Below are 17,953 nucleotides of genomic sequence, written 5' to 3'. Positions count from 1 at the left end.
GCCCATAGCACGCGTTTTAAAGCATTTTGCAGCAGGTTGGGTCATAAATCAGCAGGCTGAGGAACCCATGGTTTACTCTTATAGCGAAAAGAAACGTATCCGTAAGGATTTTGGCAAACGCCCACAGGTATTGGAAATTCCATACCTTCTTTCAATTCAGCTTGATTCTTTCAAAAAGTTTATTGAGATCGATGCAGATGCTCAATACGGTTTGGAAGCAGCATTTCGTTCCGTTTTTCCAATTAAAAGCTACTCAGGTAGTTCAGAGCTTCAGTATGTAAGCTACCGCCTGGGAGAGCCCGTTTTCGACGTTAAAGAATGTCAAATTCGCGGCGTAACTTTCTCTGCTCCGTTAAGAGTAAAACTACGGTTAGTGTTGTTCGATAAAGACGCTGCGCCAGGTACCGTAAAAGATATTAAAGAACAAGAAGTGTACATGGGCGAGATCCCGTTGATGACTGAGAACGGTACGTTCGTTATCAATGGTACAGAGCGTGTTATCGTGTCACAGCTACACCGTTCACCTGGTGTATTCTTTGATCACGACAAAGGTAAAACCCACTCGTCAGGTAAAGTGCTTTATAACGCACGTGTAATTCCTTACCGTGGTTCGTGGTTAGACTTCGAGTTTGACCCGAAAGATAACCTATTCGTACGTATCGACCGTCGTCGTAAGTTGCCTGCAACGATTATCTTACGCGCACTTGAAATGACGTCTGAAGAAATCCTAGATACTTTCTTCGACAAAGTAAGCGTACGTATCGACAAAGACAAACTAATGATGGAAGTGGTTCCAGATCGCCTACGTGGTGAGACGGCTGCTTTTGATATCATTGACGGTGAAGGCAACGTTGTTGTTGAAACGGGTCGTCGTATTTCTGCGCGCCACACGCGTGCACTAGAAAAAGCCGGTCTTACAGAACTTGAAGTTCCAGCCGATTACCTAATTGGCCGTGTTTACGCAGCTACTTATGTAAACGAAGACACAGGCGAAGTGATTGTAAGCGCGAACGACGAACTAACCCTTGAAAACCTAGCGGCACTTAGCCAAGCGGGTATCAAAGAGTTCGAAACGCTTTACATCAACGAGCTAGATCACGGTTCATACATTTCAGATACGCTACGTATCGATTCTTCAACTAACCGCCTTGAAGCACTAGTTGAAATTTACCGTATGATGCGTCCTGGTGAGCCACCAACGAAAGATGCAGCTGAAACCTTGTTCGATAACTTGTTCTTCTCTGATGAACGTTACGACCTATCTTCTGTTGGCCGCATGAAGTTCAACCGCCGTCTTGGCCGTGAAGAACTTATTGGTGCTGGTACACTAGATAAAGAAGACATTATTTCTGTAATGAAGCAGCTAATAATGATTCGTGACGGTAAAGACGAAGTAGATGACATCGATCACCTAGGTAACCGTCGTATCCGTTCTGTAGGTGAAATGGCAGAAAACCAATTCCGCGTTGGTCTTGTACGTGTTGAGCGTGCAGTTAAAGAGCGTCTAAGCTTAGGCGACCTAGACAACGTGATGCCACAAGATCTTATTAACGCTAAGCCTATCTCGGCTGCGGTTAAAGAGTTCTTCGGTTCATCTCAGCTTTCTCAGTTCATGGACCAAAACAACCCGCTATCAGAAGTAACGCATAAGCGTCGTATTTCTGCATTAGGCCCGGGTGGTCTTACACGTGAACGTGCAGGCTTCGAAGTTCGAGACGTACACCCGACTCACTACGGTCGTCTATGTCCAATCGAAACGCCGGAAGGCCCGAACATCGGTCTAATTAACTCATTGGCAAGCTTCGCGCGTACCAATGACTTCGGTTTTCTAGAAACGCCGTTCCGTCGCATTGTAGACGGTGTGGTAACAGACGAAATCGATTACTTATCTGCAATTGAAGAAGGTCAATTCGCAATCGCTCAGGCAAACATCGCGTTGACTGAAGCAGGCGAGTTGGTTGACGACCTAATTCCATGTCGTCACCGCGGTGAAACTACCTTGATGCCGAAAGAAGACATCAAGTACATGGACGTTTCACCTCAGCAAATCGTTTCAATTGCTGCAAGCATTATCCCATTCCTAGAGCACGATGATGCGAACCGTGCACTTATGGGTGCGAACATGCAACGTCAGGCAGTACCTACACTACGCGCTGATAAGCCGCTAGTTGGTACCGGTATGGAAAGAACTATCGCGGTTGACTCAGGTGTTACTGTAGTTGCTAAGCGCGGTGGTGTGGTTGATTACGTAGATGCCAGCCGTATCGTTATTAAAGTAGACGAAGATGAAATGCTTCCAGGTGAAGCAGGTATCGATATCTACAACCTGACTAAGTACACTCGTTCTAACCAAAACACGTGTATCAATCAGAAGCCTACTTGTAGTGTTGGCGACCCGATTGTTGCAGGCGACGTGCTAGCTGATGGTCCTTCAACAGACCTAGGTGACCTTGCACTTGGTCAGAACATGCGTATCGCGTTCATGCCGTGGAATGGTTACAACTTTGAGGATTCAATCCTTATTTCTGAGCGTGTAGCGCAGGAAGACCGTTTTACTACTATCCACATTCAAGAGCTTAGCTGTATCGCTCGTGATACTAAGCTTGGGCCAGAAGAAATTTCTTCTGATATCCCGAACGTGGGTGAATCTGCACTAAGCAAGCTTGATGAGTCAGGTGTTGTTTACATTGGTGCGGAAGTGAAAGGCGGTGACATCCTTGTAGGTAAAGTAACGCCTAAAGGTGAAACGCAGCTTACGCCAGAAGAAAAACTACTACGTGCAATCTTCGGTGAGAAAGCGTCTGACGTTAAAGATACGTCTCTACGTGTACCTAACTCTGTTCACGGTACGGTAATCGACGTTCAAGTATTTACCCGTGACGGTGTAGAGAAAGACAAGCGTGCGCTAGAAATTGAAGATATGCAGCTACGTCAGGTTAAGAAAGACCTTACTGACGAGTTCGAAATTCTTGCAGACGGTATCTTCGCACGTGCACAAACTGCACTACTACGTGCTGGTGTTGACCAAGCTAAGCTTGACAGCCTGCCGCGTGAAAAGTGGTTTGAAATCGCACTTAACAGTGAAGATGCACAGCTAGAGCTAGACCAAATCGCTGATCAGCATGCTGAAATCAAACTTGATTTCGATAAGAAGTTTGAAGGTAAGCGTCGCAAGATCACTCAAGGCGATGATCTAGCCCCTGGTGTGCTTAAGATCGTTAAGGTTTACCTTGCGGTTAAACGTCACATCCAACCGGGTGATAAAATGGCCGGTCGTCACGGTAACAAAGGTGTTATCTCGACTATCCAGCCTGTAGAAGACATGCCATACGATGCTAACGGTACGCCGGTAGATATCGTTCTTAACCCACTAGGTGTACCGTCTCGTATGAACATCGGTCAGATCCTAGAAACGCACTTGGGTATGGCTGCACACGGTCTTGGTGTGAAGATTGATCGCATGATTAAAGAGCAGCGCGAGCTGGCTGAACTACGTGACTTCCTGAAGAAGGTGTACGAGCTTGGTGAGAATCACCAAGAAGTAGACATCGATAGCTTCACAGACCACGAAGTTCGTCGTCTAGCGGAAAACCTTCGTAAGGGTGTTCCAGTAGCAACACCTGTATTTGACGGTGCTCGTGAATCTGAAATCAAAGAAATGCTGAAGCTTGCTGATATTCCAGAAAGCGGTCAGATTGCTTTGTTTGACGGTCGTACCGGTCGCGAATTTGAGCGTCCAGTTACGGTTGGTTACATGTACATGCTGAAACTGAACCACTTAGTAGACGACAAAATGCACGCGCGTTCTACTGGTTCTTACAGCCTTGTTACACAGCAGCCTCTTGGTGGTAAAGCGCAGTTCGGTGGTCAGCGCTTCGGTGAGATGGAAGTGTGGGCACTTGAAGCATACGGTGCAGCATATACCCTTCAAGAAATGCTTACCGTTAAGTCGGATGACGTTAACGGCCGTACCAAGATGTACAAGAACATCGTCGATGGCGACCACAGAATGGAACCTGGCATGCCAGAGTCATTCAACGTACTACTTAAAGAAATTCGCTCGTTGGGTATCAACATCGAGCTTGAAGAAAAGTAATACGGCGTTAGCCACGTAATGTTATGAGATGGCCCGGCGCTTGCGCCGGGCTCTAGAGACTGACTCCGCTGGGAGAGTAATGTGAAAGACTTATTAAAGTTTCTAAAGCAACAAAACAAGACTGAAGAATTCGATAATATTCGAATCGGTCTGTCTTCACCTGACATGATCCGTTCATGGTCATTCGGTGAAGTTAAAAAGCCTGAAACAATTAACTACCGTACGTTCAAGCCTGAGCGTGACGGTCTGTTCTGTGCGCGTATCTTTGGTCCGGTTAAAGACTACGAGTGTCTTTGCGGTAAGTACAAGCGCCTTAAGCACCGTGGTGTTATCTGTGAGAAGTGTGGCGTTGAAGTTACACTGACTAAAGTACGTCGTGAGCGTATGGGTCACATCGAGCTAGCTAGCCCGGTAGCACACATCTGGTTCCTTAAATCACTTCCGTCTCGTATCGGCCTAATGCTAGATATGACACTTCGTGATATTGAACGTGTACTTTACTTTGAATCATACGTGGTTACAGAGCCAGGTATGACTACGCTTGAGCGCAGCCAACTTCTTAACGAAGAAGAATACTTGGATGCACTTGAAGAGCACGGTGATGAGTTTGAAGCGAAGATGGGTGCTGAAGCAGTATTCGATCTTCTTACAGCACTAGACGTAGACGCAGACGTTGCGGCTATGCGTGAAGAGCTGCCTTCAATCAACTCTGAAACTAAGCGTAAGAAAATTACTAAGCGTCTTAAGTTGCTTGAGTCATTCCAACAGTCTGGCAACAAGCCAGAGTGGATGATCATGACGGTTCTTCCGGTACTTCCACCAGATTTACGTCCTCTAGTACCACTAGATGGCGGCCGTTTTGCAACGTCTGACCTTAACGACCTTTACCGTCGTGTAATTAACCGTAACAACCGTCTTAAGCGTCTTCTAGACCTAGCTGCTCCAGACATCATCGTACGCAACGAAAAGCGTATGCTTCAAGAGTCTGTTGATGCGCTTCTAGATAACGGACGTCGTGGTCGTGCGATTACGGGTTCTAACAAGCGTCCACTTAAGTCACTTGCAGACATGATCAAAGGTAAGCAAGGTCGTTTCCGTCAAAACCTTCTTGGTAAGCGTGTTGACTACTCAGGCCGTTCTGTAATTACCGTTGGTCCTACGCTACGTCTTCACCAGTGTGGTCTTCCTAAGAAGATGGCACTTGAGCTATTCAAACCGTTTATCTACGGTAAGCTTGAAGGTCGTGGTCTTGCGACAACAATTAAAGCTGCTAAGAAGCTTGTAGAGCGCGAAGCACCAGAGGTTTGGGACGTACTAGACGACGTTATCCGCGAACACCCGGTACTACTTAACCGTGCACCTACACTTCACCGTTTGGGTATCCAAGCATTCGAACCAACACTAATCGAAGGTAAAGCGATTCAGCTTCACCCGCTAGTGTGTGCGGCGTACAACGCCGACTTCGATGGTGACCAAATGGCGGTACACGTTCCGTTGACAATCGAAGCACAGCTAGAAGCACGTGCACTTATGATGTCAACGAACAACATTCTGTCACCTGCGAACGGTGAGCCAATTATCGTACCTTCACAGGACGTTGTATTGGGTCTTTACTACCTAACGCGTGACAAAGTAAACGGCTTAGGCGAAGGCATGGTATTCACCAGCCCGAATGAAGCAGAAAAAGCATACCGTACAGGTAATGCTGAGCTTCACTCTCGCGTTAAAGTACGTATTACTGAATACGACATCGATGAAGATGGCAACAAAACTGAGAAAGTAACGCTAACTGACACTACTGTTGGTCGTGCGATTTTCTCATTGATCCTTCCTAAGGGTCTGCCGTTTGAAATCATCAACCAAGCGATGGGCAAGAAGCAAATTTCAAGACTATTGAATGCTTGTTACCGTACGCTAGGTTTGAAAGACACAGTAATTGCTGCTGACCAAATCATGTATACCGGTTTCCACTACGCGATGATCGCGGGTGCGTCTGTTGGTATCGACGATATGGTTATCCCTGCTGCTAAGAAAGACATCATCGACGCAGCAGAAGCAGAAGTTATCGAAATTCAGGAACAGTTCCAAAACGGTCTTGTTACCGCGGGTGAGCGTTACAACAAAGTTATCGATATCTGGTCAAATGCCAACGAAAAAGTTGCTAAAGCCATGATGGATAACCTTAAGACTGACATCGTAATTAACCGCGATGGCGAAGAAGAAGAGCAATCATCATTTAACTCTGTTTACATGATGGCCGACTCGGGTGCTCGTGGTAGTGCCGCTCAGATTCGTCAGCTAGCTGGTATGCGTGGTCTGATGGCTAAGCCAGATGGCTCAATCATCGAAACCCCAATTACGGCGAACTTCCGTGAAGGTCTGAACGTACTACAGTACTTCATCTCCACTCACGGTGCTCGTAAAGGTCTTGCGGATACCGCACTTAAGACAGCTAACTCGGGTTACCTAACGCGTCGTCTAGTAGACGTTGCACAAGACTTGGTAATCACTAACGACGACTGTGGCACATTCGAAGGTGTTCAAATGACACCACTAATCGAAGGTGGTGACGTTGTTGAACCACTACGCGAGCGTGTACTAGGTCGTGTGGTAGCAGAAGATGTACTTAAGCCAGGTACTAACGAAGTGCTAGTAGAGCGTAACGTTCTTCTAGACGAAGCGTTAGTAGACATGCTTGAAGCTAACTCAGTTGACCAAATCATGGTTCGCTCGGTAATCACTTGTGACAACGACTTCGGTGTTTGTGCTAAGTGTTACGGTCGTGACCTTGCTCGTGGTCACATGGTGGGTAGCGGTGAATCGGTTGGTGTTATTGCAGCACAGTCAATCGGTGAGCCAGGTACACAGCTTACCATGCGTACGTTCCACATCGGTGGTGCGGCATCAAGAGCATCTGCTGAGAACAGCGTACAAGTTAAGACGGCGGGTAGCCTTAAGCTACACAATGCGAAGTTCGTACGTAACTCTGACGGCAAAGTGGTTATCGTTTCTCGTTCAACAGAACTTACTGTTATCGACGAGCAAGGCCGTGAGAAAGAGCGCTATAAAGTACCTTACGGTGCTGTACTTAGCGTGGATGACGGTGCAACTATTGCAGCTGGCGACGTTGTTGCTAACTGGGATCCGCATAGTCACCCAATCATCACTGAACGAGCAGCTAAGATTAGCTTCGCAGACATTGATGACTCTAACACCGAAATGCAGCAAGACGAGCTTACTGGTCTAACCCGTATCGTTGTTAAAGACCTTGCGAAAGTAAACTCTAAAGAGCCTAAGCTAATTCTTGAAAGCGACGAGTTCGGTCTTCAAGAAATTCGTCTTCCAAGCTTCACAACCATCGAAGCGAAAGAAGGCAAAGTGGCTAACGAAGGTGACGTGCTAGCACGTATTCCTCAAGAAAGCTCGAAGACTCGTGATATCACGGGTGGTCTACCGCGCGTTGCGGACCTATTTGAAGCACGTAAGCCTAAAGAGCCTGCAATCCTTGCAGAAATCTCAGGTACTATCGGCTTCGGTAAAGAGACCAAAGGTAAGAAGCGTCTTGTAATTACACCTGCTGAGGGTGACGCATACGAAGAGATGATTCCTAAGTGGCGTCAGCTTAACGTATTCGAAGGTGAGAAAGTGGAAAAAGGCGAAGTTATCGCCGATGGTCCAGAGTCTCCGCACGATATCCTACGTCTACGTGGTATCTCAGCAGTAGCAAACTACATCGTGAACGAAGTTCAGGAAGTATACCGTCTACAGGGTGTTAAGATTAACGATAAGCACATCGAAGTAGTTATCCGTCAGATGCTACGTAAGTGCATTATCACTAATCCAGGCGATACGCAGTTCCTTGAAGGCGAACAGGTTGAAGTATCGAACGTTAAAGTGGCTAACCGTGAAATTGAAAAACACGGCAAGATCCCAGCGCAGTACGAAACACAACTGCTTGGTATCACTAAAGCGTCACTGTCTACTGAGTCATTTATCTCAGCGGCATCGTTCCAAGAAACAACACGTGTTCTAACTGAAGCTGCGGTTCAGGGTAAAGAAGATGACCTACGCGGTCTGAAAGAAAACGTAATCGTTGGTCGTCTAATTCCAGCGGGTACAGGTTTCGCTTACCACGAACGCCGTGCACAACGTCGCAAAGAGCAAATCGAAGAAATGTCAGTGTCTGCTGCTGAAGCAGAACAGGCATTAACCGAAGCGCTTAATGCTGGTGCAGACGAAGATACTGCCGAATAAGGCAAGATCATAGGAGTACGTTAACGTACTCCTAACAATTTGGCAGTCCAGTTGTACAGATTGCAGATAAATTAACTGCTTAACCTTTGTACACCTTGACAGTCAGAGCGATGATCTTTAATATTCCGCGACCCGATTTTGGATAGCCAATAAGTGGCTCGATAAACGGTCGCGGTTTTTTGTATCAGCGCTCAGTGAATGTTGACGAGCACAATGTTCACAAACAAGAGCGATTAAGCAATTAATCGTATTAATATGGACCCAATCACAGTGATTGGGTTTTCGTAGTTTTTAATCAGGAGCTAGTTAATGGCAACAGTTAACCAGTTAGTGCGCAAGCCGCGTAGAAAGCCCGTTGAAAAAAGCAACGTAGCTGCTCTACAAGCTTGTCCACAAAGACGTGGTGTATGTACTCGTGTATATACTACTACGCCTAAGAAACCAAACTCTGCACTACGTAAAGTATGTCGTGTACGTCTAACTAACGGTTTTGAAGTTTCTTCATACATCGGTGGTGAAGGTCACAACCTACAAGAGCACAGTGTAGTACTTATCCGTGGTGGTCGTGTTAAAGATCTACCAGGTGTTCGTTATCACACAGTTCGCGGTACTCTTGACTGCGCAGGTGTAAACGATCGTAAACAAGCCCGTTCTAAGTACGGCGCGAAGAAGCCTAAGTCATAACGGTTCTCCGTTAGTAAGGCCAAACTGAAGTTTAAGAGTTTTGGGTTTTCCCTGAATTCATACGGAGAATAGAAAATGCCAAGAAGAAGAGTCGTAGGTCAACGTAAAATCCTACCAGAGCCAAAATTTGGTTCACAACTGCTTGCGAAATTCATGAATGTCGTAATGCTCGACGGCAAAAAGTCAGTCGCTGAAAAAATCGTTTACGGTGCGCTTGATATTGTTGCTGAAAAAACCGGCAAAGCACACCTAGATATCTTCGAGGAAGCGCTTGATAACATCCGCCCAACAGTAGAGGTTAAGTCTCGTCGTGTTGGTGGTTCAACTTATCAGGTTCCAGTTGAAGTACGTCCAGTTCGTCGTAACGCGCTAGGTATGCGTTGGATGGTTGAAGCTGCACGTAAACGTGGCGAAAAGTCTATGGCACAACGCCTAGCGGCTGAAATGCTAGACGCAGCAGATAATAAAGGTTCAGCGGTTAAGAAACGTGAAGACGTTCACCGTATGGCCGAAGCAAACAAAGCGTTTGCTCACTACCGTTGGTAATCAACGTTATTTAACTGAGAGAGATTTATGCCTCGTAAGACCTCGATTGAGCGTTATCGCAATATTGGTATTGTGGCTCACGTGGACGCGGGTAAAACCACGACCACAGAGCGTGTTCTGTTTTATACAGGACTGTCTCACAAAATCGGTGAAGTGCACGATGGTGCTGCTACCATGGACTGGATGGAGCAAGAGCAGGAGCGTGGTATTACTATCACGTCTGCTGCAACGACTTGTTTCTGGTCTGGTATGGAGCAACAGTTCGATCAACACAGGATCAACATCATCGACACCCCTGGACACGTTGACTTTACTATCGAAGTAGAGCGTTCATTGCGTGTACTAGACGGTGCAGTTGTTGTTTTCTGTGGGTCTTCTGGGGTAGAACCTCAATCAGAGACAGTCTGGCGACAGGCTGACAAATATCAAGTGCCACGCCTTGTGTTCGTTAATAAGATGGACCGGGCTGGCGCTGATTTTGAACGTGTTGTGGGTCAAATCCGCAAGCGTTTAGGCGCAAACTGTGTTCCGATTCAAATCAACATGGGCGCTGAAGAGAATTTCCATGGCGTCATCGACCTTGTGAAGATGAAAGCCATCAACTGGAATGAAGAAGACATGGGTATGACATTTACCTATGAAGACATTCCGGCTGAATATTTAGATACCGCTGAGCAGTACCGTACCGAAATGATCGAAGCGGCTGCAGAAGCATCTGATGAGCTGATGAATAAATACTTGGAAGGTGAAGAGCTTTCTGAGGAAGAAATTCGTTCAGGCCTTCGTCAGCGTACGCTGAACAACGAAATTGTTCTTGCCACCTGTGGCAGTGCCTTCAAAAACAAAGGTGTTCAGGCAGTACTAGACTCTGTTATTCATTATCTTCCGTCTCCAACAGAAGTTAAGGCCATCACTGGTGTACTTGACGACAAAGACGAGACAGAAGCAGAGCGTCATTCAAGCGACGATGAGCCGTTCTCAGCGCTAGCATTTAAAATAGCGACCGACCCATTTGTGGGTACGCTAACCTTCTTCCGTTGTTACTCTGGTGTAGTAAACACGGGTGATACGGTTTACAACCCTGTTAAGGGCAAGCGTGAGCGCTTTGGTCGTATTGTGCAAATGCACGCGAAAGACCGTGAAGAAATTAAAGAAGTACGCGCAGGTGACATTGCTGCGGCCATTGGCCTTAAAGATGTAACAACCGGTGATACGCTTTGTGACCCTAATCATGTTATTACGCTAGAGCGTATGGAGTTCCCAGAGCCGGTAATTTCAATTGCGGTTGAGCCTAAGTCGCAAGCTGACCAAGAGAAAATGGGCATAGCCCTAAGCAAGCTTGCAGCTGAAGATCCGTCATTCAAAGTAAAAACTGACGACGAGACTGGCCAGACGATTATCTCAGGTATGGGTGAACTTCACCTTGATATCATTGTCGACCGCATGAAGCGCGAATTTAAAGTTGAATGTAACGTAGGTAACCCTCAGGTTGCTTATCGTGAAACCCTTCGTAAATCTGTTGAAGTTGAAGGGAAGTTCGTTCGTCAGTCAGGCGGCCGCGGCCAATTTGGTCATGTATGGCTGCGCATTGAGCCTCAAGAAGAAGGTTCAGGCTACGAATTTGTGAACGAAATCGTCGGTGGTGTGGTACCAAAAGAGTTCATTCCAGCGGTCGATAAAGGAATTCAGGAGCAGATGCGAAGTGGTGTTCTTGCAGGGTATCCAGTACTTGATGTAAAGGTTACGTTGTTTGACGGTTCATACCACGACGTTGACTCTTCTGAAATGGCGTTTAAGATCGCCGGCTCTATGGGTTTCAAAAAAGGCGCCGCAGAAGCAAATCCGGTGTTACTTGAACCCACAATGAAAGTTGAAGTGACTACTCCAGAAGACTGGATGGGTGATGTAGTTGGTGACATTAATCGTCGCCGCGGCATGATCGAAGGTATGGAAGATGGCGTCGCAGGTGTTAAAATAATACGTGCTAAAGTGCCGCTTTCAGAAATGTTTGGCTACGCAACTGACTTGCGTTCACAAACACAAGGTCGTGCTTCATACTCAATGGAGTTCTTCAATTATTCTGAGGCGCCGAACAATGTGGCGCAGGCTATTATTGAATCTAGAATTTAATCTAAATGAAGGTTCGGTCCGGTCTATTGGTGGGTCGGACTTTTAACTTAGGAAACGAGAAAAATGGCAAAAGAAAAGTTTGAACGTACGAAACCCCACGTAAACGTGGGTACAATCGGCCACGTTGACCACGGTAAAACTACGCTAACTGCAGCAATCACTACAGTTCTTTCAAAGACTTACGGTGGTAACGCACAGGCTTTCGATCAAATCGATAACGCGCCTGAAGAAAAAGCACGTGGTATCACCATCTCTACTTCACACGTAGAATACGATACTCCTACTCGTCACTACGCACACGTAGACTGCCCAGGACACGCTGATTACGTTAAAAACATGATCACTGGTGCTGCTCAGATGGACGGTGGTATCCTAGTAGTAGCTGCGACTGATGGCCCTATGCCACAAACTCGTGAGCACATCCTACTTGGTCGTCAGGTTGGTATTCCTTACATCATCGTATTCATGAACAAGTGTGACATGGTTGACGATGAAGAGCTTCTAGAGCTAGTAGAAATGGAAGTTCGTGAACTTCTTAACGAATACGAATTCCCAGGTGATGACCTACCAGTTATCCAAGGTTCAGCTCTTAAAGCGCTTGAAGGCGACGCAGAGTGGGAAAAGAAAATCATCGAGCTTGGTGAAGCGCTTGATTCATACATCCCAGAGCCAGAGCGTGCAATCGACAAGCCGTTCATTCTTCCAATCGAAGACGTATTCTCAATCTCAGGCCGTGGTACAGTTGTAACGGGTCGTGTTGAGCAAGGTATCATCAAGGTTGGTGAAGAAGTAGAAATCGTAGGTATCAAAGATACTACTAAGACTACTTGTACTGGTGTTGAGATGTTCCGTAAGCTTCTTGACGAAGGCCGTGCAGGTGAGAACGTTGGTGTTCTTCTACGTGGTACTAAGCGTGATGAAGTTGAACGTGGTCAAGTACTAGCTAAGCCTGGTTCAATCACTCCACACGTTAACTTCGAAGCAGAAGTATACGTACTATCTAAAGATGAAGGTGGCCGTCATACTCCATTCTTCAAAGGCTACCGTCCACAGTTCTACTTCCGTACAACTGACGTAACTGGTGCTGTAGAGCTTCCAGAGGGCGTAGAAATGGTAATGCCTGGTGACAACCTTAAATTCAAAGTTGAGCTAATTGCTCCGATCGCGATGGAAGAAGGTCTTCGTTTCGCAATCCGTGAAGGTGGTCGTACAGTAGGTGCTGGTGTTGTATCTAAGATCCTAGACTAATCTAGACTTAGCAACACAAGCCAAAAAAAGCGCACTTAGGTGCGCTTTTTTTATGCCTGCGATTTAGTTCGTGATTGTTGTGCCCTCTGAAACACGCCGTAAACCCATCCTTGCTTTTATGTAAGAGCTCCGATACCGCAGCCCTGCGGTGTCAGGTTTAGAGAGCGATTTCCCTCTGTAATAGGCATAAAAAAGCTAGGGCTATGCCTAGCTTTGATATTTAGGTCGGTAGCAACAAGGGGGGTTACATTTGCTCGACTTTGTAGCCTTTCGCCTTTAATAAGGCGATAACACTGTCATCGCCAACTAGGTGGCCAGCACCGACTAAGACAAATTCTTGGTCATCATCGCCAAACATGGCTTCGATTTGAGGTAGCCAGTTTTGGTTGCGCTTAGTAAAAACATCGTCGTACGAAGCGGGAGACTCACGTTTGAATGTGTCTACCACCACTTCATCGATTTTCTGAGTATTCCCTTCTCTCCATGCTTTTATGGTGCTTTTAAGCATGTCTTTTAGCTCTGGTAGCGTTTCCAAAGTTTCAGAAATGAGGCGGTCTTCTTCACCGGCTCCCATATTGGCAAGCATACTGATTTGAAAATCTAACGATTCCAGATATTCACTGGCTTTTCCGTCGCGAGCAGCTAACTGCATGAAGTAGGCATCTACACCTTGTCCAGCTAGCTGAGAGCGTTGTGCTTCCATAGCTACCAGCATTGATGCAACCATGCCTGGCTTAAATTGCGCTAACTGATCGGCTGTTGCGCCAAAGTTGGCTAAATAAACATTGAGAGCCTGATAGGTCTCTTCTGATACATCATCTTTAAGCGACTTACCGTCTTTGTAAGCTAGCCCAGCCATCATTTTTTGCTGACCTTCAATATCCGTTGGGGCAGGCATTTTTACTTCAAAAACTAAAGTGTCACTTTTTTCATAGGTTTCAGTGAACGTAGCGGGCAATGGAAATTCAGAGATTGGCAGAATATGTATTGTACCACCTACATAAACCGCATCATCGCCTTTCGACACTTTCCAAACCGAGGTCTGGTCGTGCTCTACATTTCCTGCAAAGGCTGTTGCCGAAATAGCGAAACTTGCCGCCATTGCCCATTTACGAAGGGGTATTCTTTTCATTGTATATATCCTTATTAATTATTCTACCAAGATGTCTTACAGTGTATTGGCTACATGCAGCTTAATTCTTCCTGTCTGCCCCCAAAACACACTGCGCTCGACTAGTATTTCCAATCATATCAGATGCACAACCAAGTAAGGACTGATCTTCAATACAGATTTTATTACACTTTGTTGTGTCACCTTGATGTAGAACCACTATACCTGCGGTAACACGCCGCGGTCGCGAACATTTTAACTCTCGCTGAGTGAGTAATTATCTGTGCGGACTGGTATAAACTATATGTTGAAGCTTCGGGCGAGTGAATACGTTACGCTATGCACTCCATATTCGGTGTAGGCTGGTAGGATTTATACATTCTTGGCACCAACTCGCTGCTTATTAACTTTAACACTGCAAATAATGTCAAAACCTAACGAACCAAAAACACAGACCGTTAGTGATGCTCTTAAGCATGCTATCGAAAAATTTCCGACGACACCTATCGCAGAGGTTAAGGCAACGGTACCTCAAGATGCTGCAAGTTGGCGGGAGCTCGTGCAGCAACGAAATGCGCAGCAAAAGAAAAAAATAAAGAACATGCGTAAACAATTAGGTGTCAGTGTGGAGTTACTGGAAATAGCCGGCGTAACAGTTCGTAAGCTCACGCCGAAAGAGGTGTCACCGCATTTTGAAAACTATGTTTATATAGACGTGCATGGGGGCGCCTATGTATTTTTTGGCGGCTTGCCGAGTATTGAAGAAGGGTTATTGATTGCATCACGGTTAGGAATAACCGTATTGAGTGTAGATTACGCTATGCCGCCACATGCCCCAGCACCTGCCGCGCTTTGTGATTTAAAAGCTGTATACCTAGCGCTTTTAGATAGCGTTGACAGTCGTCGCATACTCGTTGGAGGGACATCTGCAGGCGCCGGGCTGGTTCTTGCACTTGTACAGTCACTGGCCGCCGAGAGTATAAGCCTTCCTTGCGCTATCTATACAGGCACACCATGGGTAGACTTAACGCAGGCAGGGGATAGTCGACAAGTTAATGAAGGTGCTGATCGTGTGCTGGTTACCTACGAAGGGCTACTACAATCTGCGGCAGCGCTTTACGCTGGAACTATCGACTTATCACACCCTAGTGTTTCGCCTATTTATGGTGACTTTACTTCGTTTCCGCCTGTTTTCATCGTGGCAGGAACACGCGATCTATTTTTAAGCGATGCAGTCCGTCTGCATAGAAAAATTCGCGATTTCAACGGTACGAGTCAACTTGAGATTGTGGAAGGACTGTCTCATGCCGAATACCTCATTGCCCATGAAACTCCAGAGTCTTATATGACTTATGATGAACTAAGGGCATTTTTCTTACAGAATCTCTAGCTCAATTCTACAAAACCATACTGTTACAAAACACCTTTAGCCAATGAAAAAGAAAGCCATATAAGCTTGTGCTTATTCTTAATCAACCCGCGTTTTATCAGTTCTGACTGTCAGTTTAGTGTAAATTTGTAAAAGCATATGCAAATAATAATAATTTGCATTTAGTTTAATCTCTCTGTATTTTACTCGGTGCCAAAATTCAACTCGGTACATTTAGGCATTTAATCACACACTTAAAAGCACTAAAGGGACTTCTTTTTCATGAAGAAAATGAATACAAAAAAAAGCGCACTAGCGCTGACAGTCACCGCAGCAATACCATTTGGAACCGCACTCGCTCAACAAGAGAATACCGCAGTTCAAGAGTTAGAAACCACTAAGGTTCAAGCTACCGAAGAAGCGGGTTATAAAGTTGACGAAACCTCTTCAGTAAAGCTAACGCAACCCATCGCGAATACCCCTCGTTCGATCAACGTGATTTCAGAACGCCTTCTTGAAGATCAGGGGATTACCAACTTAAACGATGCGCTTCGAAACGTTGCAGGCGTATCAACGTTTGGTGGTGGTGAAGGTGGTGGCGGTGTCGTGTCTGCCAGCGACAAGGTCACCATTCGTGGTTTTGATGCACGCTCAAATATCTATGTAGACGGTATTCGCGATATAGCTGGTTACAGCCGCGATACCTTCAACTACGAAGCTGTAGAAGTTATCAAGGGCGGAAGCGGCTCGTTAGACGGTCGCTCTACCGGTGGTGGTAGCGTTAACCTGGCAACTAAACGTGCGCGACTTGAAGATTTTGGTGCAGTGTCAGGTCGCTATGACTCTTTCGAAAACGCACGTGTAACACTGGATTACAATAAGAAGCTTTCTGAGAATGTTGCGGGCCGTTTAAACCTGTTATACAGCGATGGCGGTGACTTCTTTGACAATGGCGTTGAGGAATACCAAACCACTGGTGTGGCGGGCTCATTACTTTATAAAGTGAATGAAGCAACAGACATAAACCTTGATGTATTTGTGATGGAGCAGGATAACGTTCCGGTGCTTGGTCTTCCCTTCCTAACTTCAGCGGCTGCAGAAGCTACAGGTCAGCCCGAAGGACCGATAGATTCGGGTTTATGGGACGAATATTACAGTGTGCCGGGCCGCGACTTCGAAGAAGTGTCGACACAAATGTACACCTTAGTTATCAATCACAAAGTAAACGACGTGGTAACGCTTCGTAGCCAAACCCGTTTTGGTAGCAACGAAAAAGAGTCAGTAATTGGTCGTCCGTGGTGGAATTCAGGTGAAGAAGCTAACCTATTGAATGCTGAGCGCTTGCAAGCATTGGACGAAGAGACTGATTTATTTGTATCACAACTAGACGCAATTCTTTCACTTGAATCTGGGGCTTTGAAGCATCGAGTTGTGCTGGGTGCAGAAGTAGCAGAAGAAGAGCGTACCAGTTTTGGTGTGACAGCAAATTACACCTATGTCGATGGGCAAGGCAATGTGTTGGAAGCTCCCACCATTAACCCTTTCGACTTGCAAAACAACGTGTTTGTAACAGGTGGCACAACGCGTAGCGGCAATGACACTTCGGGCGATGCGAGCACGGTAGCCTTATATCTTCTAGATACCATTAAAGTCGGTGAGCACCTTCAAGTAGACATCAACGCGCGTTATGACGATTTTGATATTTCCGGTTCTGCGTGTAGCCGACGTAACGGATGCTTCGATGGCTTAGATGCGCAAGACAGTTACTTTAGCTACGGTGCAGCGGTGAGCTATATGCCTACAGAGAACGGTAATATTTACCTAAGTCACAGTAACTCTAAGCAGCCGCCCGGCGTAGCGTTAGCGCTATCAACCAACGCCGCGCAAAATGCGGTAAGGCCTGAAAATGCAGTAACCACTGAACTTGGTGTGAAATGGCAGTTCTTTAACGACCAGCTGCTTGTTAGCGGTGCTGTGTTTGAAACTACGAAAGACGTGGTCGATTCACAAAATATTGAAGACGGTGTCACAGTGTATTCGCTAGCGGGTGAGCAAGAGTCTAAAGGCTATGAAGTCAGCGTTACAGGTATGCTAACGGACTCACTATCAATCTCTGCAAACTATGCGAGTTTAGATACTGAAGTTACCCAGGACACGACAGCGGATTCTATCGGTAACGGTCTACAAGCGTCGCCAGATGATACGGCTAACATTTGGGTTAACTATGCTGCAATGGATAACAAACTGAATGTGGGCGGTGGTATCTATTACAACTCTGGTGAAACCTACTGGCGCAGAAATACGGCTTATTTCACGGTCGATTCTTACACTACGCTTTTCCTAATGGCATCTTATCAAGTGACAGAGGATCTAAAGCTTCAGTTAAACGTTGATAACTTAACAGATGAAGAGTACGTGGTAGATTACAGCGCTAAAGGGCACTTCCGTCCAGGGAACCCTCGAAGTGTAGCTGTCTTTGCTAACTATACTTTCTAATTGAGTATTCGTTATTATA

9 protein-coding genes are annotated in these 17,953 nt (G+C 46.1%); 8 read left to right on the top strand and 1 reads right to left on the bottom strand.

Going from position 1 to position 17,953, the window contains the following annotated elements; genetic code table 11:
- Positions 1 to 67 precede the first annotated feature (67 nt).
- From rpoB to tuf, 6 genes are all read left to right on the top strand, one after another.
- Complete coding sequence (rpoB, locus tag AC0J2X_RS10165) at positions 68 to 4,096, top strand: DNA-directed RNA polymerase subunit beta (protein ID WP_014977618.1); 4,029 nt, start codon at positions 68 to 70, stop codon at positions 4,094 to 4,096.
- 81 nt (positions 4,097 to 4,177) lie between these two features.
- Positions 4,178 to 8,350: a DNA-directed RNA polymerase subunit beta' gene (rpoC, locus tag AC0J2X_RS10160; RefSeq protein ID WP_039229319.1), complete on the top strand. Its 4,173-nt coding sequence runs from the start codon at positions 4,178 to 4,180 to the stop codon at positions 8,348 to 8,350.
- A gap of 309 nt (positions 8,351 to 8,659) precedes the next feature.
- Positions 8,660 to 9,034 (top strand): 30S ribosomal protein S12, encoded by a 375-nt coding sequence (rpsL, locus tag AC0J2X_RS10155; RefSeq protein ID WP_014951037.1) that lies wholly within the window; start codon positions 8,660 to 8,662, stop codon positions 9,032 to 9,034.
- Between the two features lie 75 nt (positions 9,035 to 9,109).
- Positions 9,110 to 9,580 carry a 30S ribosomal protein S7 gene (gene rpsG / locus AC0J2X_RS10150; RefSeq protein ID WP_014951036.1) on the top strand — a complete coding sequence of 157 codons (471 nt, stop codon included), beginning with the start codon at positions 9,110 to 9,112 and terminating at the stop codon, positions 9,578 to 9,580.
- 27 nt (positions 9,581 to 9,607) lie between these two features.
- Complete coding sequence (gene fusA, locus AC0J2X_RS10145; protein ID WP_014951035.1) at positions 9,608 to 11,710, top strand: elongation factor G; 2,103 nt, start codon at positions 9,608 to 9,610, stop codon at positions 11,708 to 11,710.
- A 63-nt stretch (positions 11,711 to 11,773) separates the two neighbouring features.
- The gene (gene tuf, locus AC0J2X_RS10140; RefSeq protein WP_014977498.1) at positions 11,774 to 12,958 is read left to right on the top strand and encodes an elongation factor Tu; all 1,185 of its coding nucleotides are present in this window, start codon (positions 11,774 to 11,776) and stop codon (positions 12,956 to 12,958) included.
- A 244-nt stretch (positions 12,959 to 13,202) separates the two neighbouring features.
- On the opposite strand, the gene AC0J2X_RS10135 is transcribed toward tuf, so the two are convergent.
- Positions 13,203 to 14,090 (bottom strand): TraB/GumN family protein, encoded by an 888-nt coding sequence (locus AC0J2X_RS10135; RefSeq protein WP_069945090.1) that lies wholly within the window; start codon positions 14,088 to 14,090, stop codon positions 13,203 to 13,205.
- A gap of 403 nt (positions 14,091 to 14,493) precedes the next feature.
- Between AC0J2X_RS10135 and AC0J2X_RS10130 the strand changes: the two genes are divergently transcribed.
- Positions 14,494 to 15,459 (top strand): alpha/beta hydrolase fold domain-containing protein, encoded by a 966-nt coding sequence (locus tag AC0J2X_RS10130; protein WP_069945089.1) that lies wholly within the window; start codon positions 14,494 to 14,496, stop codon positions 15,457 to 15,459.
- Positions 15,460 to 15,720: 261 nt separating this feature from the next.
- Positions 15,721 to 17,934: a TonB-dependent receptor gene (locus AC0J2X_RS10125; RefSeq protein ID WP_069945088.1), complete on the top strand. Its 2,214-nt coding sequence runs from the start codon at positions 15,721 to 15,723 to the stop codon at positions 17,932 to 17,934.
- The last annotated feature ends 19 nt before the right edge of the window (positions 17,935 to 17,953 follow it).

This window comes from Alteromonas sp. R7, from assembly GCF_055755235.1.
This window is presented reverse-complemented; position numbering and strand designations above follow the sequence as displayed.

Excerpts from the sequence above, each read along its gene's own strand:
- rpoB (WP_014977618.1), top strand. The coding sequence starts at position 68 with ATGGTTTACTCTTATAGCGAAAAGAAACGTATCCGTAAGGATTTTGGC.
- rpsL (WP_014951037.1), top strand. The coding sequence starts at position 8,660 with ATGGCAACAGTTAACCAGTTAGTGCGCAAGCCGCGTAGAAAGCCCGTT.
- rpsG (WP_014951036.1), top strand. The coding sequence starts at position 9,110 with ATGCCAAGAAGAAGAGTCGTAGGTCAACGTAAAATCCTACCAGAGCCA.
- fusA (WP_014951035.1), top strand. The coding sequence starts at position 9,608 with ATGCCTCGTAAGACCTCGATTGAGCGTTATCGCAATATTGGTATTGTG.
- tuf (WP_014977498.1), top strand. The coding sequence starts at position 11,774 with ATGGCAAAAGAAAAGTTTGAACGTACGAAACCCCACGTAAACGTGGGT.
- AC0J2X_RS10135 (WP_069945090.1), bottom strand. The coding sequence starts at position 14,090 with ATGAAAAGAATACCCCTTCGTAAATGGGCAATGGCGGCAAGTTTCGCT.
- AC0J2X_RS10130 (WP_069945089.1), top strand. The coding sequence starts at position 14,494 with ATGTCAAAACCTAACGAACCAAAAACACAGACCGTTAGTGATGCTCTT.
- AC0J2X_RS10125 (WP_069945088.1), top strand. The coding sequence starts at position 15,721 with ATGAAGAAAATGAATACAAAAAAAAGCGCACTAGCGCTGACAGTCACC.